General features: G+C 37.5%; 25 protein-coding genes. 17 read left to right on the forward strand and 8 right to left on the reverse strand.

Annotated features, from left to right (window positions below):
• Positions 1–43 precede the first annotated feature (43 nt).
• Positions 44–742, reverse strand: a complete 699-nt coding sequence (locus tag AC3QLY_RS07310; protein WP_074419819.1) for a response regulator transcription factor — start codon at positions 740–742, stop codon at positions 44–46.
• Positions 743–941: 199 nt separating this feature from the next.
• On the opposite strand from AC3QLY_RS07310, the gene AC3QLY_RS07315 reads away from it, so the two are divergent.
• The gene (locus AC3QLY_RS07315) at positions 942–1,313 is read left to right on the forward strand and encodes a co-chaperone GroES (protein WP_074419820.1); all 372 of its coding nucleotides are present in this window, start codon (positions 942–944) and stop codon (positions 1,311–1,313) included.
• A 147-nt stretch (positions 1,314–1,460) separates the two neighbouring features.
• Here the strand turns inward: AC3QLY_RS07315 and AC3QLY_RS07320 are convergent, their stop codons facing one another.
• Positions 1,461–3,377: a RecQ family ATP-dependent DNA helicase gene (locus AC3QLY_RS07320; RefSeq protein ID WP_074419821.1), complete on the reverse strand. Its 1,917-nt coding sequence runs from the start codon at positions 3,375–3,377 to the stop codon at positions 1,461–1,463.
• A gap of 192 nt (positions 3,378–3,569) precedes the next feature.
• Between AC3QLY_RS07320 and AC3QLY_RS07325 the strand changes: the two genes are divergently transcribed.
• Entirely contained in the window at positions 3,570–4,535 is a 966-nt protein-coding gene (locus AC3QLY_RS07325; protein ID WP_074419822.1) for an MBL fold metallo-hydrolase, read from the forward strand.
• A 7-nt stretch (positions 4,536–4,542) separates the two neighbouring features.
• Here AC3QLY_RS07325 and AC3QLY_RS07330 read toward each other — a convergent pair whose 3' ends face one another.
• Positions 4,543–6,663 (reverse strand): heavy metal translocating P-type ATPase, encoded by a 2,121-nt coding sequence (locus AC3QLY_RS07330; RefSeq protein WP_074419823.1) that lies wholly within the window; start codon positions 6,661–6,663, stop codon positions 4,543–4,545.
• Positions 6,664–6,725: 62 nt separating this feature from the next.
• Between AC3QLY_RS07330 and tsaE the strand changes: the two genes are divergently transcribed.
• A complete protein-coding gene (gene tsaE / locus AC3QLY_RS07335) occupies positions 6,726–7,166 on the forward strand; it encodes a tRNA (adenosine(37)-N6)-threonylcarbamoyltransferase complex ATPase subunit type 1 TsaE (protein ID WP_288071569.1) in 441 nt (146 codons plus the stop codon).
• A 52-nt stretch (positions 7,167–7,218) separates the two neighbouring features.
• Positions 7,219–8,436: an alanine dehydrogenase gene (locus AC3QLY_RS07340; RefSeq protein ID WP_068246160.1), complete on the forward strand. Its 1,218-nt coding sequence runs from the start codon at positions 7,219–7,221 to the stop codon at positions 8,434–8,436.
• A gap of 7 nt (positions 8,437–8,443) precedes the next feature.
• Here AC3QLY_RS07340 and AC3QLY_RS07345 read toward each other — a convergent pair whose 3' ends face one another.
• The 5 genes from AC3QLY_RS07345 to AC3QLY_RS07365 all read right to left on the reverse strand — a co-directional run bounded on the left by AC3QLY_RS07345 (position 8,444) and on the right by AC3QLY_RS07365 (position 13,817).
• Positions 8,444–9,064: an ABC transporter ATP-binding protein gene (locus AC3QLY_RS07345; RefSeq protein WP_074417480.1), complete on the reverse strand. Its 621-nt coding sequence runs from the start codon at positions 9,062–9,064 to the stop codon at positions 8,444–8,446.
• Positions 9,065–9,091: 27 nt separating this feature from the next.
• Positions 9,092–9,889, reverse strand: coding sequence for an acyl-ACP--UDP-N-acetylglucosamine O-acyltransferase (gene lpxA, locus AC3QLY_RS07350; protein ID WP_074417479.1), 798 nt, complete (start codon positions 9,887–9,889; stop codon positions 9,092–9,094).
• 116 nt (positions 9,890–10,005) lie between these two features.
• Entirely contained in the window at positions 10,006–11,412 is a 1,407-nt protein-coding gene (locus tag AC3QLY_RS07355) for a bifunctional UDP-3-O-[3-hydroxymyristoyl] N-acetylglucosamine deacetylase/3-hydroxyacyl-ACP dehydratase (RefSeq protein ID WP_074417478.1), read from the reverse strand.
• A 110-nt stretch (positions 11,413–11,522) separates the two neighbouring features.
• Positions 11,523–12,575, reverse strand: coding sequence for a UDP-3-O-(3-hydroxymyristoyl)glucosamine N-acyltransferase (gene lpxD / locus AC3QLY_RS07360; RefSeq protein ID WP_074417477.1), 1,053 nt, complete (start codon positions 12,573–12,575; stop codon positions 11,523–11,525).
• A gap of 30 nt (positions 12,576–12,605) precedes the next feature.
• The gene (locus AC3QLY_RS07365; protein ID WP_074417476.1) at positions 12,606–13,817 is read right to left on the reverse strand and encodes an HD domain-containing protein; all 1,212 of its coding nucleotides are present in this window, start codon (positions 13,815–13,817) and stop codon (positions 12,606–12,608) included.
• A 153-nt stretch (positions 13,818–13,970) separates the two neighbouring features.
• On the opposite strand from AC3QLY_RS07365, the gene porX reads away from it, so the two are divergent.
• From porX to AC3QLY_RS07430, 13 genes are all read left to right on the forward strand, one after another.
• The gene (gene porX / locus AC3QLY_RS07370) at positions 13,971–15,527 is read left to right on the forward strand and encodes a T9SS response regulator signal transducer PorX (protein ID WP_074417475.1); all 1,557 of its coding nucleotides are present in this window, start codon (positions 13,971–13,973) and stop codon (positions 15,525–15,527) included.
• A gap of 131 nt (positions 15,528–15,658) precedes the next feature.
• The gene (locus tag AC3QLY_RS07375) at positions 15,659–18,094 is read left to right on the forward strand and encodes a TonB-dependent receptor (protein WP_218330928.1); all 2,436 of its coding nucleotides are present in this window, start codon (positions 15,659–15,661) and stop codon (positions 18,092–18,094) included.
• A 74-nt stretch (positions 18,095–18,168) separates the two neighbouring features.
• Positions 18,169–18,447, forward strand: a complete 279-nt coding sequence (locus AC3QLY_RS07380) for a hypothetical protein (protein WP_074417474.1) — start codon at positions 18,169–18,171, stop codon at positions 18,445–18,447.
• A gap of 86 nt (positions 18,448–18,533) precedes the next feature.
• Positions 18,534–19,316, forward strand: coding sequence for an MBL fold metallo-hydrolase (locus AC3QLY_RS07385; RefSeq protein WP_317196296.1), 783 nt, complete (start codon positions 18,534–18,536; stop codon positions 19,314–19,316).
• An 80-nt stretch (positions 19,317–19,396) separates the two neighbouring features.
• Positions 19,397–20,263, forward strand: coding sequence for a helix-hairpin-helix domain-containing protein (locus AC3QLY_RS07390; RefSeq protein ID WP_074419385.1), 867 nt, complete (start codon positions 19,397–19,399; stop codon positions 20,261–20,263).
• 68 nt (positions 20,264–20,331) lie between these two features.
• Positions 20,332–21,471 (forward strand): acyl-CoA dehydrogenase family protein, encoded by a 1,140-nt coding sequence (locus AC3QLY_RS07395; protein WP_288095304.1) that lies wholly within the window; start codon positions 20,332–20,334, stop codon positions 21,469–21,471.
• A gap of 235 nt (positions 21,472–21,706) precedes the next feature.
• Positions 21,707–22,057, forward strand: coding sequence for an NADH-quinone oxidoreductase subunit A (locus AC3QLY_RS07400; RefSeq protein WP_074419383.1), 351 nt, complete (start codon positions 21,707–21,709; stop codon positions 22,055–22,057).
• Positions 22,048–22,602: an NADH-quinone oxidoreductase subunit B gene (locus AC3QLY_RS07405; protein WP_074419382.1), complete on the forward strand. Its 555-nt coding sequence runs from the start codon at positions 22,048–22,050 to the stop codon at positions 22,600–22,602. The genes AC3QLY_RS07400 and AC3QLY_RS07405 overlap by 10 nt, the downstream gene beginning before the upstream one ends.
• A 26-nt stretch (positions 22,603–22,628) precedes the next feature.
• A complete protein-coding gene (locus AC3QLY_RS07410; protein WP_176713021.1) occupies positions 22,629–23,054 on the forward strand; it encodes an NADH-quinone oxidoreductase subunit C in 426 nt (141 codons plus the stop codon).
• Positions 23,055–23,104: 50 nt separating this feature from the next.
• Entirely contained in the window at positions 23,105–24,220 is a 1,116-nt protein-coding gene (locus tag AC3QLY_RS07415) for an NADH-quinone oxidoreductase subunit D (RefSeq protein ID WP_492991164.1), read from the forward strand.
• 16 nt (positions 24,221–24,236) lie between these two features.
• Positions 24,237–25,313: an NADH-quinone oxidoreductase subunit NuoH gene (nuoH, locus tag AC3QLY_RS07420; RefSeq protein WP_081299052.1), complete on the forward strand. Its 1,077-nt coding sequence runs from the start codon at positions 24,237–24,239 to the stop codon at positions 25,311–25,313.
• 112 nt (positions 25,314–25,425) lie between these two features.
• Complete coding sequence (locus AC3QLY_RS07425; RefSeq protein WP_074418567.1) at positions 25,426–25,902, forward strand: 4Fe-4S binding protein; 477 nt, start codon at positions 25,426–25,428, stop codon at positions 25,900–25,902.
• A gap of 1 nt (position 25,903) precedes the next feature.
• Positions 25,904–26,419, forward strand: a complete 516-nt coding sequence (locus tag AC3QLY_RS07430) for an NADH-quinone oxidoreductase subunit J family protein (protein ID WP_074418565.1) — start codon at positions 25,904–25,906, stop codon at positions 26,417–26,419.
• Positions 26,420–26,422: the final 3 nt, after the last annotated feature.

Consider the following 26,422-nt stretch of genomic DNA (forward strand, 5'->3'; position numbering starts at 1 on the left):
AGCGAGTGGCATTTTTGCATAAAAATCGAATATGCTTTTGGCATTATGGCGCTACCAATCTGAAACCATTGCCATGAATGTTTACAATTTCAATATTGGTATCATCTTTTAGGTACTTACGCAGTTTGGCTATGTATACATCCATGCTTCTGCCATTGAAATAGGTATCGCTGCCCCAAATTTTCTTCAAAGCCCTTTCACGAGGCAATAAATCATTTTTATGCTCTGCCAGCATTTTTAATAATTCGTTTTCTTTGGGTGAAAGCGTATGGGTTTGACCGTTATGCGATAACTCTCTCAGTTTTGGATTGAAATGATAAGAGCCTAAATCAAATTCTATATTATCGCTAATGCGGTTTTCTTCTTCATTCCTTTTTAAAATGGCTTTTATTTTCAGTAGCAGTACTTCGCTGTCAAAAGGCTTGGTAATATAATCATCGGCACCTAAACGATAGCCCTGCACTACATCTTCTTTCATGGTTTTGGCACTTAAAAAGAAGAGAGGTATATCGGGGTCAACATCACGAATTTCTTCAGCTAGCGTAAACCCATCTACGTTAGGCATCATTACATCTAACAGGCAAATATCAAATTTTTCCCGCTGAAAAGCGGCTAAGCCTAATCGGCCATCTCTTTCCAATACCACTTCATAATCATTCAGTTCCAAATAATTTTTAAGTACCATACCCAGATTGGTATCGTCTTCGCAGAGCAAAATTTTGTATTTCTTTTTTTCTTCCATAACCATTCTTATTTTTAAGTATTCAAATAAAGTTCATTACAGCAATAATTAACTTGATTGCCGGCGCAATCTTTTGTTAAAAAGCTGCTTTCATTCTGCTAAAGATATTACTATTTTTGTGGTTGTTACACAAGAATTTTTCAAAACCCGTTAACAGTTGCTACTTTAGCTTGTTTTTAAGTGAAGAAAATTAGTGTATATGATGATAACGCAGGACAACAAATTGAAAAAGCTCATTATTATTGGCGACAGGGTTTTAATTAAACCTTCTAAACCGAATGAACAAACCTCCAGCGGATTGTATTTACCCCCCGGTGTACAGGAAAAAGAAAAAGTACAACAAGGTTATATCATTAAAACAGGACCGGGTTATGCCATTCCGCTACCTGTTGAAAACGAACCCTGGAAAACAGAGGAAGAACAGGTAAAATACATTCCTTTACAGGCACGTGAAGGTGATTTGGCTTTATTTTTATTAAATGGTGCCACTGAATTAATCTATGAAGGCGAAAAATATTTTATAGTTCCGCAGCATGCCATTTTAATGCTGGAAAGGGAAGAGGATTTATAAATGGCAGGTTGCAGTGCAATTTAGTCTTTAAGTTATTTGGCTGCCTTTGCAAATTTTAGAAAAACCGGAATCATTGCAGATGCAACCGGAAGGGAAACAGCATCATTGGCTGAAATTTTAAAAAACACTTTGGGCCGGGAGTGGTAATTATTTTTTAGTTACACCATTTTGTGCATCTATTGTAATGTATGCGGCATCCAATAAACTTTGCAGTACTTCATGAAATTGTTTTTCCATTTCATTTGGGAACAGGGCTTTTAAGTTAGCCAACGCAATCCCATGTTGTGGGATTGCATTCATGATTTCCCGTTCAATTTTTTTAAAGTCTTTTGTACTTAAATGTTGGTGATTGGTTCGTAAACAATTATCGCAAATGCCACACCGTTGATTGGATTCATCTGAAAAATATCGGGCAATTATATTGCTGCGGCAGTTTTTGGTTTCTTTTGCGTAGGCTATGATGGATTGAATACGTTGGCTGTACTGTTGTTTTCTGGCATGGTATTGTTCATAATTGATGTGTAGGGAAGCAGCCGGTGCCCGGTTCAATAACATAAAAATTTGTGGGGTATCTTTCTGTGGCAAATATTCTATGATGCCATACTGTTGCAACTGATGCAGATGTTCGGTTACTGTATCATAACTGATGCGTGCAATTTTGGCAATTTGCCTTTCATAAATAGAAACACGGTTATCTAATATTCCCTGATAGGTTCTCAACAATGTTTGCGTTATTTTTTCTAATGCAGGAAAGTTTTTCTGAAATTCAAATAATACCTCTTTGTCTACTTTAAACCCTGCCTGCGATGGTGCAAATACCGATTCATTGAATAATAAATGCCCCTCCTGTTCCAATACTTTTAAAACATTAAATACTGTAGCGGCATCTAATTTAAAATACTGTACAAAATTTTCTATATCAAAATCATAATAGTTGCCCTGCCCAATACCAACCGGTATTTGCAGATAATCGGCTAGTCCCTGATAAATTTTCCGAATGATTTCAACCGGAGGGAAACGTTTTTCAGGTAGTTGAACTAATTGCTGTAAATCGTCGGGATGATATAACAAAACAGCATAGGCTTTTTGGTTATCGCGGCCTGCCCTGCCTGCCTCCTGATAATAGTTTTCAATGCAGTCGGGGATGTTGTAATGAATAACCGTTCTTACATCCGGTTTGTCAATACCCATTCCAAAGGCATTGGTACAAACCATAATGCGTGTTTTATTTTGAATCCAGTTGAATTGCTTTTGGTTCCTTTCTTCTTTAGATAATCCCGCATGATAAAAATCGGCTGAAAAGCCCTGTAATTGTAACAAATGTGCTACATCTTTGGTCTGCTTTCGGGTACTGCAATACACAATACTGCTACCGGGTACCTTCTGCAGAATTTCAATAACTTTATTGATTTTACTATCTGTTTCATATGCAGTATACGAAAGTGCAGGTCTGGTAAAGGATTGTTTAAATACAGCTGTTTGCACTAATTGTAGTTGCTGAATAATATCTTGTTGCACCGGTAAAGTAGCAGATGCGGTTAATGCAATAAATGGTACTGCATTAATGTAATGCTTCAGTTTTGCAATTTGCAGATAGGATGGCCTGAAATCATACCCCCATTGTGAAATGCAATGCGCTTCATCTATTACTACAACACCAATAGGTAAATCGGGTAAAAAAAGAAGAAAGAGTTTATTTTGTAAACGCTCCGGCGATACATATAAAAAAGAAAATTTACCATCTACTGCTTTTTCTAAAAGTAATTGTATTTCAAAATAGCTAAGGCCGCTTTCAATGGTAGTAGCGGCGATGCCCAATTGATTGAGTCTGGCTACCTGATCGTTCATCAATGCAATTAATGGCGAAATTACAAGCGCCATACCCCCTTTCATTAATGTGGGTACCTGAAAGCAAATTGATTTACCACCACCGGTAGGTAATAAAGCCAGTGTATCTTTTCCTGCCAGTACCGATTCAATAATAGGCAGTTGCAATCCCCTAAAATCAGAATAACCCCAATACTGTTGCAATACTTCTCTTGGTGTTATGGGCTTTGATTTCATTATTGGGCGGTGCTTTAATACATCTGTTCATAAAAAACTGTATAAAAATAACATGGAACTGCAAATTATTCGCTGAAATTTACCGGATAAATATAAAAATTGAAATATGCAGGTTTAGGAAAATCATTTTACCTTATTGTTTTGATTTGCAATACTTCCATCATTGATAAATGTGTTTATAAATATTGAACTATGATTTACTTACGGTATCGCCTTGTTGTAATGGTATTTTTGTTCATGGGTTTTCAACTGCTATTGCAGGCTCAAAAGCCTGTTTTTAAAGTTGTTCCATTAGGTGTAAAGGGTGGATTGGATGAAAGTAACTTATCAGCCTATTTAATTGCGGTGAATGGGACCAGCCGGTATATTGCTTTAGATGCCGGCACCATTGATGCAGGCATTCAAAAAGCCATTCAAAAAAAATTATGGAAGGGTACTACCTCAACTGCTGTTTTGCAGGATTCAATTAAAGGTTATTGCATTTCACATGGGCATTTAGACCATGTGGCCGGTTTAATTATCAATGCTCCCAACGACAGTAAAAAAAATATTTATGCCATGCCTTATTGTTTACAGGTATTAGAACAAAACTATTTTACCTGGCAAAGCTGGGCCAATTTTGGGGATGCAGGAACGCTGCCATTTTTAAATAAATACCATTATGTGCCCCTCGCAACGGGACGGGAGGTACCGCTTGAAGGAACAGACATGATGGTAACACCCTTTGTTTTAAGCCACGGATCTAATTATAAAAGTACGGCATTTTTAGTCAGGTATCAATCTGGTTACCTGCTTTATTTGGGTGATACTGGGGCCGATACCATTGAACATAGCCATGATTTATTACAATTATGGCAATGCATAGCACCCTTTGTGCAGCAAAAAAAATTAAAAGCCATTTTTATAGAAGTTTCTTATCCGAATGAGCAGCCGGAGAATCAGTTATTCGGTCATCTTACCCCAAAATTATTATTGGATGAAATGCATGTACTGGTCAATTTAACAGGAATAAATGCTGTGCAGGGATTACCTATTGTAATTACACATATGAAACCTTCGGGCAATAATGAAGCTATTATTCAACGGCAGTTGTTGCAAAACAATGCTTTGCAATTGCAATTTATATTTGCCCAACAGGCAGTACCATTGTTTTTTTAAAAGAGGGTTATACTACTTTTTTGTAATTTAAACGAACACTGTTAATGGCTAATACCACATCACTTAATCCCATGGCTAATGCACCCAGGGCAGGGTTTAAATAACCAAATGCTGCAATAGGTATGGCAATGATGTTGTAGAAAAAGGCCCAAAACAAATTTTCACGAATGGTTTGGTAAGTGTGTTTACCCAAGCCTAATGCCAGCGGCAGGTGTGTAAGTCCGTGATTCATTAAAACTACCTGTGCACTTTGCATGGCAATATGCGAAGCATCGCTGAGCGAAATACCTACTGTTGCTTTTGCTAATGCAGGAGCATCATTAATACCATCGCCAATCATAGCAGTAGGTGCCTGGGTGGTGAGCCGGGCAATGGTTTGCAATTTTTGTTCAGGAGTTTGTTCACTAAATACAGTATCTATTCCTGCCACTTTGGCCATCTTCTCACAATTAGCCTTTGAATCACCACTTAATAAAATTGTTTTGATGTTTTTTTGATGGAGTTGTTGAATTACCTGCACTGCTTCAGGGCGAATGGTATCTTCAATATCTAACCAACCCAATAGTTCATTATTTTTGGTAATATATACATTGTGTGCATTATCGGTAGTTAAACCGGATACCTGCTTGTATGCAGTTGCCATGTAAACATTTCCTGCTTTATCAATGCCCTTCATTCCCAAACCTTTTATTTCTTCAACAGAACTAAAGTGAATGAGTACAACCGGTTTCCATTCTTTTACAATCGCTTTTGCAATGGGGTGGGCTGCATATTTTTCTAAAGAAGCTACTATACTTTGAAAAGTATCTGTATCAATGGTTGTTTCAAATTTTGTGATAGAAAAATGCCCGGTGGTAAGCGTGCCGGTTTTATCAAATACTACCTGTTTAATGTCTTTAAATACTTCCAAACTTCTGGCATTTTTAAATAGTATGCCATTTTTTGCAGCACGGCCCAAACCTACGGCAATAGCTGCCGGAGTAGCCAATCCCATAGCGCAAGGGCAGGAGATCACTAAAACGGCAATACCCCTTAGTAAACTGTTACCAAAACCAATATTCGTAAAAAAATAATTGCCAGTTAGGGTAAGCACTGCAATACTAATAACGGTGGGTACGAATATGGCGCTGATTTTATCGGCCAATTGCTGTACTGGTGGTTTTTCAGCCTGTGCCTGTTTTACTAAATTTAAAATATTGCTTAATACAGTATCTTTTCCTACTGCAGTTACCTGCGCTTTAACAGTGCCACTTTCCAAAGTGCTGCCACCAATCAGCAGGTCTTTCATTGTTTTCTGTACCGGAATACTTTCACCGGTTAACAGTGATTCATTTACTTTTGCTTCACCCCATAAAATTTTACAATCCATGGGTACAGATTCTCCAGAATTAATCAAAATTAAATCGCCTACTCTTAATGACTCGCTTTCTACCTGAAATATTTGCTCTTGATGCTGGTCATCAAAAGCAATCATATTTGCTTTGGTTTTTTGCGTTACTGCTAAACTGCGAATGGCTTTTTGCGTAGTTTCAACAGATTTATCTTCTAACCAGTTGCCCAAAAAAACTAAGGTTATAATGGCTGCAGTTGTTTCAAAAAACATAAAATCGGCAGCACGGCCAATGAGCATACCGTATAAACTGTAAATAAAAGCAGCAGTGGCACCTAAGGCAATCAGAACGTTCATGTTGGGTATACCATTGCGCAAGCTTTTAATGGCACTTTTTCCAAAAAATTTTATGCCCACCCAATATACAGGCAGGGTAAGGGCTAACTGTACATAGGGATTCATTAAAAAATGGCTGTGCACAAACATATCCAACATGAGTGGCAGGGTAAAAACAGCGCAGAATAAAAAGCGCTGACCATGATTGGTGAACCGTAAATTCCAACGGGTAGTGGCTTTACTTTCAGCAGGAATCGTTTCGTTTTTTACATGATATCCTAAACTTTCAATGCCTTTCAGCAGAATGGTTTTTTTGGTGGTATCATTCAAGTCAAAATTTACCTCGCCACCAATAAAATTTACTTTCACATTATCAACCCCTTTTTCTTCCAAATATTTATGAATGGTGAGAGCACAATTGGTGCAACTCATACCTTCTACTTTCCACGATACATTCTCCATACTGCAAAATTAATTTAGTTATGGGTTACCAACCCTTTCGTAAGTAGGAATATCTTTGCCCTATGGATGCAATTTTTACATTATCTGAACTGCCGGCTCTTATGCCTTATTTAATTGAAGAAGGAAAAACTGCCGATACATGGGTGTTTGAAGCGCCTATGGGTGCCGGAAAAACTACTTTAATTCATGCTTTGGCAACTTATTGCGGAGTTCAGCAAACAGTGAGCAGCCCAACTTATGCGCTTGTAAATGAATATACTACGGCCGAGGACAAAACTATTTACCACATGGACTGGTATCGGTTAAAAGATGAGGAAGAGGCTGTAAATGCCGGAATAGAAGAATTGGTAAACAGCTATTGGTGTTGGATAGAATGGCCTGAAAAAGCAATTGGTATTTTGCCGGATGATGTTTTTATTATTCGGATTGTTGTGGTAAATGAAACCACCCGGAGAATTGTAACGGAACTGTCACACCATTCATTTATACCTTCATATTTGTAATAAATACTGTATTTTTATTACCCATATTCATAGATTTTCTTAAAGCAAACATATGTCGTCAAAAAAGCCGGTTATTTCTACTTCATTCAGTTACGAAACACTGGAAGAAACATTGGATATTAAACCACAGGGTTTACCACTTGAAATAGGGTTGCCCAAAGAAACGGCTTTTCAGGAGAATAGAATATCATTAACTCCTGAAGCGGTGCGTGTAATGGTGATGAATGGGCACAGGGTTGTGGTGGAACACAAGGCCGGAGAGGGAAGCAATTATACCGATAAAGATTACAGCGAGGCGGGTGCTACTATTGTATACCATCATTCTGAGGTATTTAAGGCACCATTGTTATTAAAAAGTGCACCGGTTGTAATAGAAGATATTCCTTTGTTACAGATGCATCAAACCATTATTTCCCCCATACATCATTCTGCTTTAAAAAGTGAAATATTGGAACGGATGATGGATAAAAAAATTACGGCATTAAGTTTTGAAAATTTAAAAGATGAACACGGCAGTTACCCCATTGTAAGAAGTATGAGCGAAATTGCAGGTGGTGCATTAATGCTCATTGCAGGACAGTATTTAAGCAGTTTTAACAAAGGCAAGGGGGTACTGTTAGGTGGTGTAAGTGGTATACCGCCTACTAAAGTAATTATTATTGGTGCAGGAACAGTGGGCGAAGTAGCTACTAGAAATGCATTGGCATTGGGTGCCAGTGTTAAGGTATTCGATAACAATGTATACAGGTTGAAACAATTGCAAAATAATTTGGGGCAGCGGGTATGGACCAGTGTATTGGAACCCGGTATTTTAGCCAAACAACTTAAAACTTGCGAAGTGGCTATTGGTGCGCTTAGCAGCGATTATGGAAGAGCGCCCGTTGTGGTTACTGAAGAAATGGTAGCCGCTATGCGTCCCGGAAGTATCATTATTGATGTTTCCATTGACCGTGGTGGTTGCTTTGAAACCAGTGAATTAACCACCCATGAAAAGCCGGTATTTCTAAAACACAACGTAATTCATTATTGTGTACCCAATATACCCAGTGGGTTTGCCCGAACAGCCAGCCATGCCATTAGTAATGTATTAATGCCATTATTATTGGAAATTAGTGATGAAGGGGGAATGGAAGAAATGGTATGGCACAGTATCAATCTGCGCGAAGGAATTTATTTGTTTAAGGGGGCATTAACCGATTTTTATCTGAGCCAAAAATTCAATTTGAAATACAATGATTTGAATTTACTGATTGCCAGCAGGCGATATTAATTCCGGTTTATTTATAATCAGTAATAGCAATTCTTTTTTTACAAAAATCCATTTCGGCTGCATCATTACTGCTTACAATAATGGTTTTGGCAGTGGCATAATCAGCAATTAAATCGTGGTAAAGCTGGTAACCTTCTGCATCCAGATTGGTGCAGGGCTCATCTAATAACAATACCGGTGTATTTGAAAATATAGCTTGTGCTAATTTTACTCTTTGTACCATGCCGCTGCTGTAATAGCGTATTTGCTTATGGGCCGATTGTGCAAGGCCAATTTTTTCTATAATAGCGGGAATTGAAATACCCGGTAGCAGTGGTTTAAATTGGGCATGAAAATGCAAAAATTCAGTAGCTGTCATCTCTTCAATTATATCCAGATAAGGCGCAACAATCGATAAATATTGGTGTACCTGATCTTCCGGAATGAATTGCCCGGTTTCGTTTTGCCAGATGCATTTTCCTTCATTTACTCTTAATGCCATGGCAATGGCTTGTAGTAATGTACTTTTGCCACTTCCATTAGGCCCGGTAATAGCATAGGATGTTGATGCTGAGAAAGTAAAGCTTACATGCCTGAAAATCCAGTCGCGGTTAAATTTTTTGCCTGCATCTTGTAATACAATTGTCATTTGTATGAAAATAGCGGATACTTTGAATTAATCCTCATCACTAATATCAGAGGCAAACTTTTTGATAATACCTCTGCCACTTTCCCTGATAAATGTTACAATTTCATCTCTTTCATCGCTGGCAGGCAAATCTTCTTCAATTAAAGCAAGTGCCTGCGAGGTATTAAAACCTTTGTTGAAAATAATGCGGTAAATATCAATGATGTGGTTAATTTTTTCTAATTCAAAACCTCTTCTTTTCAGTCCCACACTGTTTACCCCACCATAGCTTAATGGGTTACGTACTGCTTTAATATAAGGAGGCACATCTTTACTCACCAAACTGCCACCGGCTATGTAGGCATGCTGACCAATTTGAACAAATTGATGAACAGCACTAACGCCTGCTATCCAGGCCCAATCGCCCATTACCACATGGCCGGCCACCTGAACACTGTTGCTTAAAATACAGTTGTTCCCAATTATACAGTCGTGTGCAATATGGCTGTAAGCCATAATGAGGCAATGGCTGCCAACGGTTGTTTTCCACTTATCGGCTGTTCCGCGGTTTATGGTTACAAATTCGCGAATGGTGGTATGGTCGCCAATTTCAACAGTTGTTTTTTCTCCGTTATATTTTAAGTCTTGTGGAATAGCGCCTAAAACTGCTCCAGGAAAAATTCTGCAATTTTTTCCAATTCTGGTACCATCCATAATGGTGACATTACTGCCAATCCAGGTGCCTTCTCCTATCTGAACATCACCATGTATTACAGTGAATGGGTCTATTTTAACATTGGCTGCTATTTTAGCATTGGGATCTATGTAGGTGTAGGGATGTGTCATCCGCTTTGATTTATTGATTTGTGCTATTCTGGTTTGTATGGCAGAATAGACTTTAAAAAATGGGCCGATGTTTACCGACCGTTACAAAAATAGAAATATTAGGAATAGTTTAAGGTTTAATTGCGTTTTACGAGTTGCGCTACTAAATTAGCTTCAGTAGCCACTTTTCCGCCTACATAAACCATACCTTTCATTTCGCAGATACCTCTTCTAATTGGACTAATGAATTCCATTTTTAAAATCATGGTATCTCCGGGTAATACCTTTTGTTTGAATTTGCAGTTGTCAATTTTTAAGAAATAAGTATCATAATCACCTTCCGGCAGGGTATTAATACAGAGAATACCTCCTGTTTGTGCCAAAGCCTCAATTTGCAATACACCTGGCATAACAGGGTTGTTAGGGAAGTGCCCTTGGAAAAACCATTCATTAAAAGTTACATTTTTTACCCCTACAATATGTGTATCTGTTAGTTCAATAATTTTATCTACCAACAAAAACGGGAAGCGGTGTGGTAATGTTTTCTCGATACGTTGCAGGTTAAATATGGAGGGTGCTGCCGGATTGTATACCGGTACATCTTTAACGTGTTTGTTTTTCTTGATGTATTGTTTTATTTTCTTTGCAAATTCAACATTGGTGCTGTGGCCGGGCCTATTGGCAATGATACGGGCTTTAATGGGGTAACCAATCAGCGCCAAATCGCCCACAACATCTAATAATTTGTGGCGGGCAGGCTCATTCGGAAAGCGTAATTCTAAATTATTTAAGTAGCCTTCGCTTTTAACTTCAATTTTCTCGCGTTTAAATGTTTTGGCCAGCCGCTCCATTTCACCATCGGTTAAAGGTTTATCTACCACCACAATGGCATTATTAATATCGCCGCCTTTAATCAGGTTATTATCTAACAGCATTTCTAATTCATGCAAAAAAACAAAAGTGCGACAGGGCGCTATTTCGGTTTTAAAATCTTTGATGGTTTTTAATCCGGCATGCTGGGTACCTAATACCGGGCTGTTAAAATCAATCAGTGTAGTTATTTGGTAATCAATAGCGGGCATCGCTACCATTTCGACCCGTTTCTTTTCATCGTATAAATAAATGTTTTCATCAATGCTATACCAGGCTTTGGCGGCATCCTGTTCGGCAATGCCGGCTTCTTCAATAAAAGTGATGAAAGGAGCTGAGCTACCATCCATAATGGGTATTTCAGGTCCGTTTATTTCAATTAAAACATTATCAATACCTAATCCTACCAAGGCAGCCAGAATATGTTCAACAGTACTTACTTTGGCATCACCAAATTGAAGCGTAGTACCACGAGAAGTATCGGTAACCAAATCGCAATCGGCTTTAATAATGGGCTGTCCCGGTAAATCGGTTCTTTGAAATTGAATACCAAAACCCGGATTAGCAGGTTTTAAATTCATTTCAACCAAAATGCCGGTATGCAAACCTGTGCCTTTTATACTAATGCTTTTACTGAGGGTATGTTGTTTATCCGGATTAAAGTTTTGATCCATTCTTGATTTGTTTTAATTGGCAGCAAAATTCACAATTTGATAATGCTTCCTTTTTCCTGAATTGTTATAATTTATGCAAAAATAAGCCGATTAACGGTTGAAGTGCAAGATTATGGTGTAACTCTTTCTGCAAGCAATTGCTGTACCATTTTTTCTAACTCCATTACTTTCTTTTCAAGTATTGGAAGCTTTCGGGAGGCAGCCTGGCTTCTTAGGGCTGCAGTATATTCATAAGCAGGCGAACCGGTTACTACGCTGTTGGGTTGTTTGATGGCTTTGCTTACCCCACTTTGTGCATTAATTTTGCTGCCATCGGCAATGGTGAGATGGCCAACAATACCCGCCTGCCCGCCTACCATTACGTGATTGCCCACTTTAGTACTGCCGCTTACGCCGGCCTGTGCTGCAATAACGGTATGATGCCCAATTTCAACATTATGGGCAATTTGTATCAAATTATCTAATTTGGCACCGGAACGAATAATGGTAGATCCAATGGTAGCACGGTCGATAGTGGCATTGGAGCCTATTTCTACATTGTCTTCAATTATAACATTCCCAATTTGGGGTATTTTCTGATAAGTACCATCATTTAAAGGGGCAAATCCAAAGCCATCGCCCCCAATAACTGTTCCGGCATGAATGGTAACATTTTTACCAATCTGGCAATGGTTGTATACTTTTACCCCTGCATGTAAAATAGTATTGTCATCAATGGTTACATAATCTCCAATTACAACACCCGGAAACAATTTTACCTGATTGCCAATCTTTGCATTTTTTCCGATGTACACAAAAGCTGCAATATAAATATTATCTCCTAATTGTGCGGTAGCCGCTACAAATGAGGGCTGTTCAATTCCATTGAGTTGTTCGGTTACTAATTTTTGATATTTAGTAAGCAGGGCTGCAAATGCTGCATAGGCATCCGGTACGCGAATTAATGTGGCTTTTACAGGCTGTTTTAAAGTTTGATTATGATTCACAATAATAATGGAAGCCTGGGTATGGTATAAATAATCTTCGTATTTAGGGTTTGCTAAAAATGACAATTGCCCTGCTTTGGCTTCTTCAATTTTTCCAAAAGAGGTTACAGCTACAGTAGCATCCCCATCTACTTGTCCATCAATTAATAGAGCTATTTGAGCAGCAGTAAATTGCATATTTGTTAATCTTTTTAATCTTCCTTACCCCTACAATAATGTGCAAATGTAAAATTTTTTGATGGGTGAAGAAATAGTTTGGTGAATTAACGGGTTATCAATGGCAGAAATATCTTTTACCTCGCCAGTTTTAAAGAGAATTTTAATGTTCTCATCATCAGGCTGATACATGGTATTAACGGCCTCACCGGTAAATACAAAATTGGCTGCATCCTGTTCAGATATTTTTAAAAAACCTGCAGCTTCAGCAATTTTTTCTGCTATGAATGCATTGGTAAACGGCTTTGTTTCTAATTTAATTTTAAACAACTGGCGGTTTAACAATTTATTACATAAACTATTAACGATAAAATCAGGGTGTTCCGACCATTTTTTTATGGCAAATGAAATATCCACATCATCTAAACGGCAGAACCGGGTTAAAATTTCATCAGAAAGGCTGGTAGTGTCTTGATAGAGAAAATCATCCAATACTCCACCAGTTTTAAAGCTATTGTTGCCGGCAGCTATTAAAAAGCGAACCCGCTCTAAAATATGTACCAGCATTTTTTCGGCACTTAATACGGTTTTATGCAGATATACCTGCCAGTACATTTGCCGGCGAGCTACTAAAAATTTTTCAATGCTGTAAATGCCTTTTTCTTCTACCATTAACTGTCCGTTATGAACGGCAAGCATTTTAATGATTCTGTCATAACCTATCACTCCTTCACTCACACCGGTAAAAAAACTATCACGGGTTAAATAATCCATCCGGTCTACATCTAACTGGCTGCTAATGAGTTGATGTAAAAAAGGTTTGTGATAGATGCCGGTAAAAATATCAATCGCCATTTGCAGGCGGCCATCTAATTGCCGGTTTATAGTTTGCATCAGGGCAAGGCTAATGGTTTCATGATGTACCGATTGAATTAATTGGTTTTCTAAGGCATGCGAAAAAGGGCCATGACCAATATCATGTAATAAAATGGCGGCTTTTACTGCAACTTCTTCTTCTGGAGTAATCTCTACCTGTTTTGTTTTTAATTCAGCAATAGCATTGCACATTAAATGATAAGCACCGAGGGCATGATGCAAACGGGTATGTACTGCTCCGGGATACACCAAATATGCCAATGCCATTTGATGAATACGCCGCAATCTTTGAAAATAGGGATGATTAATGATATCGAAAATTAATGGATGATTGATGGTAATAAAACCATACACCGGGTCATTAATAATTTTTTGAGTAGCTTTCATGCGTGTTGCCAGTTTGTTAAAGCAGCCAGCAAATGTACTATTTGTGTGGCTATCGAATATATTTGAGTTATAGCAGTAAAATGCAGGCATATCTGTTTGATGGATGACTGGCCTGCTATTTGCACACAATTGTAATTAATGAAAAAGATGCTTATGGAACCAGTAACAATACTTTGGGCCGATGATGAAATAGAGGGTTTACAGTCGCAAATTATATTTTTAGAAAACAAAGGATATCGTGTAAAAAGTTTTGCCAGTGGCTTTGAAGCATTATCATACCTGGAAGAAAATTTAGTGGATATTGTTTTTTTAGATGAGTCGATGCCAGGTATTACCGGTTTGGAAACACTGGCTAAAATAAAAGCAGCACATCCGGCAATACCGGTGGTGCTGATTACCAAAAATGAAACAGAAAGTTTAATGGATGATGCCATTGGCAGCCAGATAACAGATTATTTATTGAAACCCGTAAACCCCAATCAGGTGTTATTATGCCTGAAAAAAATTATTGATAATAAAAGATTGGTGTCTGAAAAAACCACAACGGCTTATCAGCAACAATTTAGGGAATTGTTTATGGCATTCAATAACAACCCCGATTATAAAGAATGGACAGAAATCTATAAAAGATTAGTGTATTGGGAATTGGAAATGGAAAAGACCAATAGTGCCGAAATGCGCGAAATTCTTGCATCGCAAAAACAGGAAGCCAATGCTGAATTTTCAAAATTTGTATCCAAACATTATGCCGAATGGATAAAACCTGCCACTGCCGAAACACCCATAATGAGCCATTATTTAATGCAGTTTAAAGTATTGCCACATGTAGAAAAAGGCACACCGTTATTTTTTATACTAATTGATAATCTGCGCTTTGATCAGTGGAAAGTTATTCAACCCATTTTTGCCGAAACCTTTAGAATACTGGAAGATGAAACCTATTACTCTATCTTGCCAACAGCCACACAATACAGTCGAAATGCCATTTTTAGCGGATTATTACCGGTAGATATAGAAAAAAAATTCCCCGAACAATGGAAAAATGATGATGAACAGGGCGGTAAAAATTTATATGAAGAACTGTTTTTCAGGGCATTACTAAAGCGGTTGCAGAAAGAAGATTTGAAATTTAGCTATACCAAAGTATTGAGCCACACAGATGGTTTACAACTGGTGAATAACATGCATAATTTACTGGAGAATGATTTGAATATAATTGTATATAATTTTGTAGATATGCTGAGCCACGCCAGAACAGAAATGGAAGTATTGAAAGAACTGGCTGCCGATGAAACCAGTTACCGCAGTATTACCAAAAGCTGGTTTGAACATAGTGCCCTACACCAGGCATTAAAAAAAATTTCGGAAAAAAATATTAAACTCATACTCTCAACTGATCATGGCAGTGTGCGGGTAAAATCGCCCTGTAAAGTAATTGGTGATAAACAAACCACAACCAATTTAAGATACAAACATGGCAGAAATTTAGATTACAATCCAAAAGAAGTATTAGCATTTAAAGATCCGCGGCAAGCCGGATTGCCCGTACCAACGGTAAATTCTTCATTCATCTTTGCAAAAGAAGATGAGTATCTCTGTTATCCGAACAATTATAATCATTTTGCCAACTATTACAAAAATACTTTTCAACACGGAGGTATCAGTATGGAAGAAATGATTATACCAATTGTAAAAATGATTAATAAGTAGTTTTGTTTTTCCTTTTTGCGTAATTCAATTTTTCCGATGCGGCATTCATTTTTTTTGCAGTGTTTCAACTTTGCAAAAAATTAATGTTTATGAAATGGATGAATTGCATAAAAACTATTTGCTTTGTTTTAATGAGTATATTTTCAACTCAATTATCATTTGCGCATAATGAAGATAGAGGAGGCGGAGTGATCAGCGGAAAAATAATTACTGCCGATAATGAACCTGCAGAAGGCGTAACGGTTCATTTAAGAAATTTAAAAAATGAAAATAAAAATAGAACTACAGTTACCAATGAAAATGGCTTCTTCAAATTTAGTGGTGTTGCTATAGGAAATTATATAATAGAAATTTCCTTTGTTGGATATGAAACTATTCATCAAAAAATATTGATTGAAGAAGGTGCAAGGCTTCCTCTTTCTTATCAATTAAAAATATCAGAAAAACAGTTGCAGGAAATTATTGTTGAAAGCGCACAGAAAAAACTAAATGCGGGCAAAATTAATATTCCTGATAAAGATTTGCCATTGTCAACTGCAGTGATAAGTAGTAAAGTTATTGCCGATCAGCAGGCTATTCGTTTAGGTGATATCGTAAAAAATGTTCCGGGTGTTTCATTGGTACAAATGCGTTATGGTGTTAATGAAACTTATGGAGCAAGAGGCTATATTATTGGTATTACAGGCAGTGCAGGTGGCGGAAGTATTTTTAAGAACGGATTGCCCTACAATATTGCCGGCATGCCCGAAGCTGTATCATTAGAATCAGTTGAAATTATAAAAGGCAGCTCTGCTTTTTTATATGGAAGTTCTTCCGGCGGATTAATTATAAATATGATAAGCAAATTACCGAAATACAATTTTGGCGGAAATATTTCATTGTTGATGGGAAGCAATCAGCAATATAAGCCCGTTGTTGATGTGTATGGGCCCATCAATAAAAACCTTGCATTTAGAGTAATAGGTAGTTATGAAAATGACAGAAGTTACCGAGATGTTGTAAAAACAATCAGAACATATATCAATCCATCTTTAATGTACAGGTTCGGAAAAAAATCTTCATTGATTGTTCAGCAAGATTATCTGAATGCACAATTAACGCCCGATCCCGGAGTTGGGTTATTAGATAGCGGAAGAGTGTTAACTAAAGCCATTCCGCGGTCAAGATTTCAAAATGTTTTATGGGCATATAATAATGTTCTTCAAAGTTCTACCTCTGCAACATTTAAACATGTTTTAAATGATAAATTTACTTTTAACGCTTCAACATCTTTTCAAAATACAGATGTTGATTATTACGGATGCGGTAATTTAAATACAGCCGGTAAAACAGGGATTATAGCACGCCCTTTGGCAAGAGCACATAGTGTTGAAAAAGACTATGCCGCACAAATGAATATTGATGGAAAATTCAATATAAGAAATATTGAAAATCATTTTTTGGCAGGTGCCGATTATACCGGTATTGTTACACAAACCGATGCATTTAACATATATAATGCCAATGGAAGCCTTTTGAAAACTTACGATACCATTAATTTATTGAATCCTTCCCAATACATTCAGCGTACAGATATACCTGATGCCGTGAAGGTGGCAACCACAACCGCGCCATCATATCGGGCAGGCATTTATCTGCAAGATTTAATTACCATTACAAAACAAGTGCAATTATTTGCCGGTTTACGTTATAGTTATCAGGCTAACGTACAAACAACGATTGATAGTATGACCAACAATTCACGTCCGGCTGTGTCAGTAAAAGGCTCTGCAGCTACTGCTACCTATAATGTATTCTCGCCTAAAATAGGGTTGGTTTTTCAACCTGCTACAAACGTATCTTTTTATGCCAGCTATGCAAACAATTTTACTGCAAATACCGGTGTAGATGTATATGGTAATCCTTTAAAAGCATCAATTATTAACCAATACGAAGTAGGTGCCAAGAATATACTGGCCGATGGTAAATTATCAGCAAATATTAGTATATACAGAATTATTAATAGTAACCTGGCACAGCAGGCACAGTATTTGGCCGATGGCATTACGCCCAATACCAATTCAAACATAAAAATGCTTAGTGGTGAAACAACCAGTGATGGGGTAGAGGTTGGATTGAATGGCAACCTTTCTAAAAGCTTCTATTTTATTACCGGTTATGCTTATAATTATATCCGGTTCACACATACTTCCGGTGCAAAGGGTTCAAATATTGAAGGGGAACAATTGGTAAATGCCCCAAGGAATACAGCCAATGCAAGTATTTTCTATACATTTACTAACAATATGTTGAAAGGGTTTAAATTAGGTGCTTCCGGTTTTTATACCGGCACTCGTTATGGAGGGTACAACAATTTATTGGGGCAATCAGTATCCGGCAGCCGGTTAGTTTCATTATCAGATTTTACAACTGTTGATGTGTCTGTTGGTTATGCATATAAAAAAGTATCTGTACTATGCAAACTATCCAACATTTTTAATACACTGAATTATTTGGTTCATGATAATTACAGTATTACACCCATTGCACCGAGACAATTGTATACAACATTGAGCTATCAGTTTTAATGTGGATAAATCTAAATTTTACATTGCTGCTTCATTATTAATTTTGTTATCATAGTAGTGCATCAGTTTTAATTATGAAATACACGCAAAATAATTTAGACAAATTAGAAAATATTTTAGGAGAGAGCGATTATATTGTTCGTTATGAACGTGGTACTTTTCAAAGCGGATGGTGCTTGTTGGAATCTAAAAAAGTGGTAGTGTTGAATAAATACTTAGATACGGAAGGAAGAATTAATACATTACTCGATTTAATTCCGCAGGTAACTATCGATTATGATAAATTAACGCATGAAAGTCAGTTATTGTACGATGAGATTGTGAAAAATGCTAAATCGGTTGACAACGCATAAGTACAATATTTTATATAAATATGAAAAGGATGCACCTCGTGACTGCATCCTTTTTTTTATGATGGAATTAAGGTACTTTTGATATTGTGCAAAACCATCATTTAAAAATTACTTTTCTTGGAACAGGCACCAGTACCGGTGTTCCCATGATTGGCTGTGATTGTGCAGTATGTACTTCAACAGATTTAAAAGACAAGCGCCTTCGTAGCAGTGTATTAGTAGAATCTTTACAGGAGCCGGTTACACTTGTTATTGATACTACACCCGATTTTCGTTACCAAATGCTGCGTATCAATAATCGTCGGTTAAATGCCGTTTTATTTACACATCCTCATAAAGATCATATTGCGGGTTTAGACGATGTTCGTGCATACAATTATTTTCAGCATACCAATATGCAGGTTTATGCCAATACATTAACAGCAGAGGCTTTGCAACGCGATTTTTATTATGCTTTTGCCGAAAATGCCTATCCTGGCGTACCTCGAATTGATTTGCATCTGATCAATCATGCTTCTTTTCAAATTCAATCTTTACACATACAACCCATTTGGGTATGGCATTTAAAGATGCCGGTGGTGGGGTATAGAATTGGTGATTTTACCTACATTACCGATGCCAATAAAATTGATGAACAGGAAAAAGAAAAAATTAGAGGCTCCTCAGTTATAGTGCTGAATGCTTTGCGTCAGGAGCCGCATATCTCTCATTTTAGTATGCAAGAAGCTATTGCTTTGGCGAATGAACTATCTGTTCCAGAAGTTTATTTTACACATATCAGTCACCAGTTGGGTTTACATGCTTCTGTCAGCAAACAACTGCCGCAACATATTCATTTGGGTTATGATGGTTTGGTGTTGTATGTGTAAATATTTTTTTATTTTTATGGATAAATGAGAAGCCATACGTGCAATTTCAACAATTACCTACCGAAAATTAACCTCGTTGTATGCAACCAATGAGAAAGCATTATTTGCATTTTTCAACCCGGCAAACCACCGGCATCATTATACTATTGGCTATAGTTGTACTTGTATTCAGTTTGCCTTATTTTTCTAAACAGGCGCCCACCGATTTGCAGGTGCTTACATTATCCAATACAGCATTGCAAATGGATGATGTAAATATGGAAAAAAGTATGCCCGATGACGCACCGCTCCGTAAGGCTTTACATTTGTTTTATTTTGATCCCAATACCATTGATTCGACGGGCATGGTACAAATGGGGTTGCGTCAAAAATTAATTCAAACAATATTACATTATCGCAATAAAGGCGGAAAGTTTTTTAAGCCGGAAGATATTCGAAAAATTTGGGGTCTATTTCCGGAGGAAGCCAATGCCATGTTGCCTTTTATACAAATACAGTCATTACAAAATGCTGCAGGTAACAAACCTACTCAAACCGTCCTTGCTTTTCATTCGGTTGAACTGAATCAGGCTGATGTACAAGCATTCCGGCAAATTCCCGGAATATCGCCTGCACTGGCCTATGGCATTGTGCATTACAGAGAAAAATTAGAGGGTTTTGTACAAACAGTGCAATTAAAACAAGTACCCGGTTTTCCCGATTCATTGTATGCTACGATTGAGCCATATATTTACATCAATACGCAGCAAATTCCCAAAATCAATATTAATCGTGCGGAGCCTTTTGCTTTATTGCATCATCCTTTTATACCCGAAAATGTAGCAAAAGCCATTTTAATTCTTCGCAAACAACAAGGGTCTTTTCAATCTGTAGCCGATTTGCAAAAAATTCCTTTTTTAAATGCAGAAACTTATCGGCAAATCAGTGCTTTTTGTACGGTAGAATAATTTTCTTGGTGAACTCAAAAAAACTTCTACATTTGTGAACTAACATTAGTTAGTATTGTAGTATTGGTATGGAATTTAATCAAAGCGAATTAACAGAACAGGTAGCACAAACAGCAAGGGATTTTGCAAAACAGTATATTTTGCCGCATGTAATGGAGTGGGATGAACAACAGGAATTTCCCGTTGGGCTGTTTAAAGAAATGGGTAAATTAGGATTAATGGGGGTGTTGGTACCGGAGGCTTATGGAGGTGCGGGTTTAGGTTATTTCGAATACAGTGCTATTATTCAGGAAATAGCGCAGGTATGTGGTTCAATAGGTTTAAGTATGGCAGCGCATAATTCATTATGTACCAACCATATTTTAACTTTTGGAACCGAATCACAAAAAATGAAGTATTTGCCAAAACTGGCCAGTGCAGAATTTATTGGTGCATGGGGCTTAACCGAACCGAATACCGGAAGTGACGCTGGAAATATGCAAACGGTAGCTGTAAGAGATGGGAATGACTGGGTAATTAATGGCACCAAATGCTGGATAACGCATGGCAAATCGGGAGATGTAGCAGTGGTAGTATGCAGAACGGGCGAACCGGGTGCTAAAAATAATGCATCTGTATTTATTGTGGAAAGAAGTATGCCGGGTTTTAGTGCGGGTAAAAAAGAAAATAAGTTGGGTATGCGAGCCAGTGAAACCGCAGAAATGATATTTGATAATTGCCGTATTTCAGATGTGCAAAGGGTAGGTGAAGTTGGAGCAGGCTTTCATCAGGCATTAAAAATACTGGATGGGGGTCGTATTTCCATTGCTGCACTTTCATTAGGCATAGCAAAAGGTGCATACAAAGCTGCAGTGCAATATGCCAAAGAAAGGCATCAGTTTAATCAGCCCATTGCCAATTTCCAAGGCATCAGTTTTAAACTGGCTGATATGGCTACTGAAATTGCAGCCGCTGAAATGTTAATCAACAAAGCCTGTCATCTTAAAATGATGGGTGAAAAATATACACGGGAAGCCGCAATGGCAAAATATTATGCCAGTGAAGTGGCCGTTAAAGTGGCAACAGATGCGGTTCAGGTTTTTGGAGGATACGGTTATACCAAAGATTTTCCCGTAGAAAAATTTTACAGAGATGCCAAACTTTGTACCATTGGTGAAGGCACTTCTGAAATACAAAAAATTGTAATTGCACGAGAGATACTCTTATAGTAAAGAGAGACTGTTTCTACAGTTCATAAAGAACGTTAGGTTTGGTTGCTTGCTCATAAACTTAGCCCCCATTTTTGGGGGCTTTGCTATTTTTATAGCAGTTGCGTAATACTTTCAAATGCATAACAACTGAAGATAGACTTTTAAAAAACTATCCATGCCAATATCAGCTTATCAAAAATTATTCGTAATTTAAATTTTACTTGTTAAGTTAGTAGTTCACAAAATAAGTATTATGGGTGCCATTGCTTTGTTCATTCTTACCATTGCTGCCATTATTTTTTCAGCCGGTGGTATCCTTGTATCCAGATTATTTACAAAAGGCAGTATCAATACTCAAAAAGGGCAACCTTATGAGTGTGGCATTCCTACTACAGGAACGCCCTGGTCGCAATTTCATGTGGGGTATTATTTATATGCTATTGTTTTTTTATTGTTTGATGTTGAATTGGTATTTATGTATCCCTGGGCTGTAGTAGTTCAAAAAATTGGTTTCCCTGCATTGATAGAAATGATTTTTTTTATCATGATTTTATTTATTGGGTTTTTATATGCGCATAAAAAAAGAGCATTAAAATGGATGTAACACCAGCCAATACAGTTATAGGTGTTTTCCCGGGTGAAGTACATCAGGCTCCGGGAGGAACCATTGTAACCAGTAAGTTAGACGATATTATTAATTGGGCCAGAGCTAATTCGCTGTGGCCACTCACTTTTGCTACGAGTTGTTGTGGTATTGAAATGATGGCAACAGCATCTGCCAAATACGATTTTTCCCGCTTTGGATTTGAAGTGGCTCGTGCCTCGCCCAGACAGGCAGATGTGATTATTATTGCCGGCACCATTGTAAACAAAATGGCACCGGTGTTAAAAAGATTATATGATCAAATGGCTGATCCAAAATATGTAATAGCCATGGGCGCTTGTGCCATTAGTGGCGGGCCATTTTTTTATAATACCTATTCTGTGGTGAAGGGTGCAGATCATATTATTCCTGTAGATGTGTATGTTGCAGGATGTCCGCCCCGCCCCGAAGCATTATTACATGCACTGATTACTTTACAGGAAAAAATAAAAAGCGGCTTAACCCGCGAACAACAATCCATTACCGTTAAGAATCTTACAGAATGACCAATGAAGCATTGAAAATAGCATTAATGAATTGGAACGCTGCCCTTGTTTTTGAAGAGGGCGGCGAGTGGTTGAATATACTGGTAACTGCCGATCAGTGGAAGCCATTGGCTAAAGCATTACATACACTGCCGGAGTTTAACTGTAATTATTTATTTTGTTTAACCTGTGTTGATTGGAAAACACATTTAACCATGGTGTATCATTTAACCTCTTTACAGTGGCAACATAATCTGGTGATAAAGTCAGTTTTAAACAGAGATAATCCTGAAATAGAAACCGTGAGTGATATATGGAAAGCGGCCGATTTTCTGGAAAGGGAAGTGTATGAGTTATTTGGGGTGAATTTTATCAATCATCCCGATTTAAGACGATTGATTTTAACGGATGATTTTAATGGATGGCCATTACGTAAAGATTTTGAAGATCCGGTGAATATGATCAGATTATGATAATGGCATGATTCAAATGATAATAATTTAAACTATTTTAAATTTTCGGTATGCACGAAGTGGTAGGCAAAACTCCCGAAGGAGATTTTATCATTAATGTAGGGCCTCAGCATCCTGCAACACATGGTGTATTGCATTTAGTGATTACACTGGAGGGAGAAACCATTAAAAATATAGAACCACATTTAGGATATATTCATCGCTCTATCGAAAAAATGTGTGAAAGCCTTACTTATCGTCAGTTCATATACGTTACCAGCAGAATGGATTATTTGTCGGCACACATTAATAACCATGCCTGTGCCTTGTGTGTTGAAAAAGGTTTGCAGGTAGAAGTGCCCTTGCGGGCACAATATATACGGGTTATTATGGATGAACTTACCCGTATTGCTTCACATGAATTGTGGTGGGGGGCAATGGCTATGGATGTAGGTGCTTTTACCCCTTTCTTTTATGCATTCAGAGAAAGAGAAACCATTAATGAAATTATGGAAGAAACTTGTGGTGCCCGTTTAACGATGAATTATATGGTGCCGGGTGGTGTAATAGCCGATTTGCATTCACAGTTTCAGCAAAAAGTAAAAGATTTTATAGCGCTCTATAAAAAGAAAATTGATGAATACAATGAATTGGTTACCGGTAATATTATTTTTCAAAACAGAATGAAAGGAGTAGGCTATTTATCAGCTGAAGATGCCATTTCGTATGGCTGCAGTGGTCCGGTTGCACGTGCCAGCGGTGTAGCTTGTGATGTGCGCAAACGCTATCCCTACGATGTGTATGGACAAGTGCAGTTTGAAGAAATCATAGAAACAGGCGGCGATTCTTTTGCCCGTTATTGGGTGCGTATTCAGGAAATGCAGCAGTCGGTACACATCATTGAACAACTAATTGATAATATTCCGGAAGGCGATTTTCAGGCAAAGACAAAGGCTGTATTAAAATTACCCAAGGGTGAGTTTTATCAACGCGTAGAAACAGCCAGGGGTGAATTAGGGGTTTATATTGTAAGTGAAGGAGGTACAACACCTTATAGAATTAAATTCAGATCACCGGGGTTTTCAAATTTATCGGCATTGAATCAAATGGCAAAAGGAGAAAAAATTGGTGATTTGGTAGCCACGATGGGAACTTTAGATTTGGTTATTCCTGACATAGACAGATGATTATTAATAAATGAATATGATTAGTTTAGAAGCAATCAAAAATGCGGTTCAAAGCTGGTTGCAGTTGCATATTGGCGGCACTTTGGCCTTAGTGGTAGAAAATATTTTGCTGGGTATATTGGTAATTGCATTATTTGCTGTACTGGGGTTACTATTGGTATTTATGGAACGTAAAGTGTCGGCCGTTATGCAAATTCGTTTAGGCCCCAACAGGGTAGGGCCTAAGGGTTGGTTACAAACCTCTGCCGATACTTTAAAACTCATGTTGAAAGAAGGTTTAACGCCTGATGGGGCAGATCGCTTTTTATTTAATTTGGCGCCATTTATGATTATGATTGCTGCCATGCTAATAATGGCACCTATTGCATTTGCCAAAAATTTCCAAATTTGGGATATTAATATTGGTGTATTGTATATTTCTTCGGTAGCTTCTATTTCCGTAATTGCTATTTTAATGGCAGGATGGTCTAGCAATAACAAATATTCGTTATTAGGTGCCATGCGCAGCGGCGCACAAATTATTAGTTATGAATTGTCGGCCGGTGTTGCTGTGATTACCATGATTATTTTAACCGGAAGCCTGAGTGTAAATGAGATTATTGCCTCACAGGAAAATGGATGGTGGATTTTTAAAGGTCATATCCCGGCAATAATTGCATTCATCATTTTCATGATTGCAGTTACTGCTGAAACAAACCGTGCGCCCTTCGATTTGGCTGAAGCAGAATCAGAGCTAACGGCCGGTTTCCATACCGAATATTCCGGGATGAAATTTGCTTTGTTTTTTCTGGCAGAGTATATCAATATTTTTATTGTTTGTGCCGTTGCTGCAATTTTATTTTTTGGTGGATGGATGCCCTTGCATATTGGCCATTGGCAGGCTTTTAACCATTTAATGGATTATATTCCATCTTCAATTTGGTTTTTTGGGAAAACCTTTTTGTTGATATTACTCATCATGTGGTTTAGATGGACATTTCCCCGGTTACGAATTGATCAGTTATTAAATTTAGAGTGGAAATATTTATTACCCATCAGTTTGTTGAATATGTTATTGATGACGGTTGTAGCAATATTAAAATGGTATTTATAGAAGTTGATTTTTTCGTGGAAACGTTTTAAAGATACTATACTTATTGCAGTACAAGTGTGCTACGCAACAAAAGTTGAACATTGTACGAATAGCTGGTAACAAAAATAAAAAAATGAGCATACAACAATACATACAGAATGTTTATAATGCAGTAAAATCTTTACTGAAAGGCATGCGCGTTACCGGATATTATTTTTTTCATCCAAAGGAAATTATTACCGAACAGTACCCGGATAATCGGAATACTTTAAAGTTGGCCGATCGGTTTAAAGGTGAAGTTGTGATGCTGCACGATGAAAATAATGAACATGCCTGCACCGGTTGTACTGCCTGTGAATTAGCCTGCCCAAATGGAACCATTAAAATTATTACCCAATTTGATATTACGCCGGAAGGGAAAAAGAAAAAAGCATTGAATACATTTGTATATCATTTGGAATTATGCACCATGTGCAATTTGTGTGTAGAAGCTTGCCCAACAGGAGCCATTGTGATGGCACAAAATTTTGAACATAGTGTATACGATAGAAAACAATTAACGAAAACCTTAAATAAACCGGGTTCAAAATTAAGAGCCGGTATTGAATAATATGGAAACAATTATATTTTACGGCATTGCACTCTTTATTTTAATAACCGGAATTTTAGCTGTAACAGCCCGGCATATTTTTAGGGCAGCTATTTGGCTCTTATTTTCTTTACTGGGAATTGCCGGTTTGTATTTTTGGATGGATTTAAATTTTGTTGCAGCGGTTCAAATTATTATTTATGTTGGCGGAATTGTAGTGTTGATTATTTTTTCAATTTTCCTTACGCAGCAATCCGGGCAAAAAATGGCCCAATCTTCTTTATTGCAATACATATTTAGTATTGCTGCAGTTGTTTTTGGAACTGCATTTATTGGCAGTATAATAGCCCGTTTTTATTTTGTAGAGAGCCATGTTGTAATGAATGCGGCAGTTGAAAATATTGGTACACAATTAATGAGTGTACAACAGTACGGTTATGCATTGCCTTTTGAACTGGTAAGTATTTTATTACTGGCAGCCATGATAGGAAGCATTGTAATTGCCATGAAACAAAAAACAGAAATTAAAAATAGTTAAACA

The organism is Hydrotalea sp. GW822-HT8A01 (assembly GCF_058798575.1).

What these genes read in the sequence shown, in the direction of transcription:
- AC3QLY_RS07375 (WP_218330928.1), top strand. Translation starts at nt 15,659, where the DNA reads ATGAGTATATTTTCAACTCAATTATCATTTGCGCATAATGAAGATAGA.
- AC3QLY_RS07315 (WP_074419820.1), top strand. Translation starts at nt 942, where the DNA reads ATGATGATAACGCAGGACAACAAATTGAAAAAGCTCATTATTATTGGC.
- lpxA (WP_074417479.1), bottom strand. Translation starts at nt 9,889, where the DNA reads ATGACACATCCCTACACCTACATAGATCCCAATGCTAAAATAGCAGCC.
- AC3QLY_RS07395 (WP_288095304.1), top strand. Translation starts at nt 20,332, where the DNA reads ATGGAATTTAATCAAAGCGAATTAACAGAACAGGTAGCACAAACAGCA.
- AC3QLY_RS07330 (WP_074419823.1), bottom strand. Translation starts at nt 6,663, where the DNA reads ATGGAGAATGTATCGTGGAAAGTAGAAGGTATGAGTTGCACCAATTGT.
- AC3QLY_RS07415 (WP_492991164.1), top strand. Translation starts at nt 23,105, where the DNA reads ATGCACGAAGTGGTAGGCAAAACTCCCGAAGGAGATTTTATCATTAAT.
- AC3QLY_RS07400 (WP_074419383.1), top strand. Translation starts at nt 21,707, where the DNA reads ATGGGTGCCATTGCTTTGTTCATTCTTACCATTGCTGCCATTATTTTT.
- AC3QLY_RS07405 (WP_074419382.1), top strand. Translation starts at nt 22,048, where the DNA reads ATGGATGTAACACCAGCCAATACAGTTATAGGTGTTTTCCCGGGTGAA.
- AC3QLY_RS07325 (WP_074419822.1), top strand. Translation starts at nt 3,570, where the DNA reads ATGATTTACTTACGGTATCGCCTTGTTGTAATGGTATTTTTGTTCATG.
- AC3QLY_RS07320 (WP_074419821.1), bottom strand. Translation starts at nt 3,377, where the DNA reads ATGAAATCAAAGCCCATAACACCAAGAGAAGTATTGCAACAGTATTGG.
- lpxD (WP_074417477.1), bottom strand. Translation starts at nt 12,575, where the DNA reads ATGCAATTTACTGCTGCTCAAATAGCTCTATTAATTGATGGACAAGTA.
- AC3QLY_RS07345 (WP_074417480.1), bottom strand. Translation starts at nt 9,064, where the DNA reads ATGACAATTGTATTACAAGATGCAGGCAAAAAATTTAACCGCGACTGG.
- porX (WP_074417475.1), top strand. Translation starts at nt 13,971, where the DNA reads ATGGAACCAGTAACAATACTTTGGGCCGATGATGAAATAGAGGGTTTA.
- AC3QLY_RS07410 (WP_176713021.1), top strand. Translation starts at nt 22,629, where the DNA reads ATGAATTGGAACGCTGCCCTTGTTTTTGAAGAGGGCGGCGAGTGGTTG.
- AC3QLY_RS07340 (WP_068246160.1), top strand. Translation starts at nt 7,219, where the DNA reads ATGTCGTCAAAAAAGCCGGTTATTTCTACTTCATTCAGTTACGAAACA.
- AC3QLY_RS07430 (WP_074418565.1), top strand. Translation starts at nt 25,904, where the DNA reads ATGGAAACAATTATATTTTACGGCATTGCACTCTTTATTTTAATAACC.
- tsaE (WP_288071569.1), top strand. Translation starts at nt 6,726, where the DNA reads ATGGATGCAATTTTTACATTATCTGAACTGCCGGCTCTTATGCCTTAT.
- AC3QLY_RS07380 (WP_074417474.1), top strand. Translation starts at nt 18,169, where the DNA reads ATGAAATACACGCAAAATAATTTAGACAAATTAGAAAATATTTTAGGA.
- AC3QLY_RS07310 (WP_074419819.1), bottom strand. Translation starts at nt 742, where the DNA reads ATGGAAGAAAAAAAGAAATACAAAATTTTGCTCTGCGAAGACGATACC.
- AC3QLY_RS07355 (WP_074417478.1), bottom strand. Translation starts at nt 11,412, where the DNA reads ATGGATCAAAACTTTAATCCGGATAAACAACATACCCTCAGTAAAAGC.
- nuoH (WP_081299052.1), top strand. Translation starts at nt 24,237, where the DNA reads ATGATTAGTTTAGAAGCAATCAAAAATGCGGTTCAAAGCTGGTTGCAG.
- AC3QLY_RS07365 (WP_074417476.1), bottom strand. Translation starts at nt 13,817, where the DNA reads ATGAAAGCTACTCAAAAAATTATTAATGACCCGGTGTATGGTTTTATT.
- AC3QLY_RS07390 (WP_074419385.1), top strand. Translation starts at nt 19,397, where the DNA reads ATGCAACCAATGAGAAAGCATTATTTGCATTTTTCAACCCGGCAAACC.
- AC3QLY_RS07425 (WP_074418567.1), top strand. Translation starts at nt 25,426, where the DNA reads ATGAGCATACAACAATACATACAGAATGTTTATAATGCAGTAAAATCT.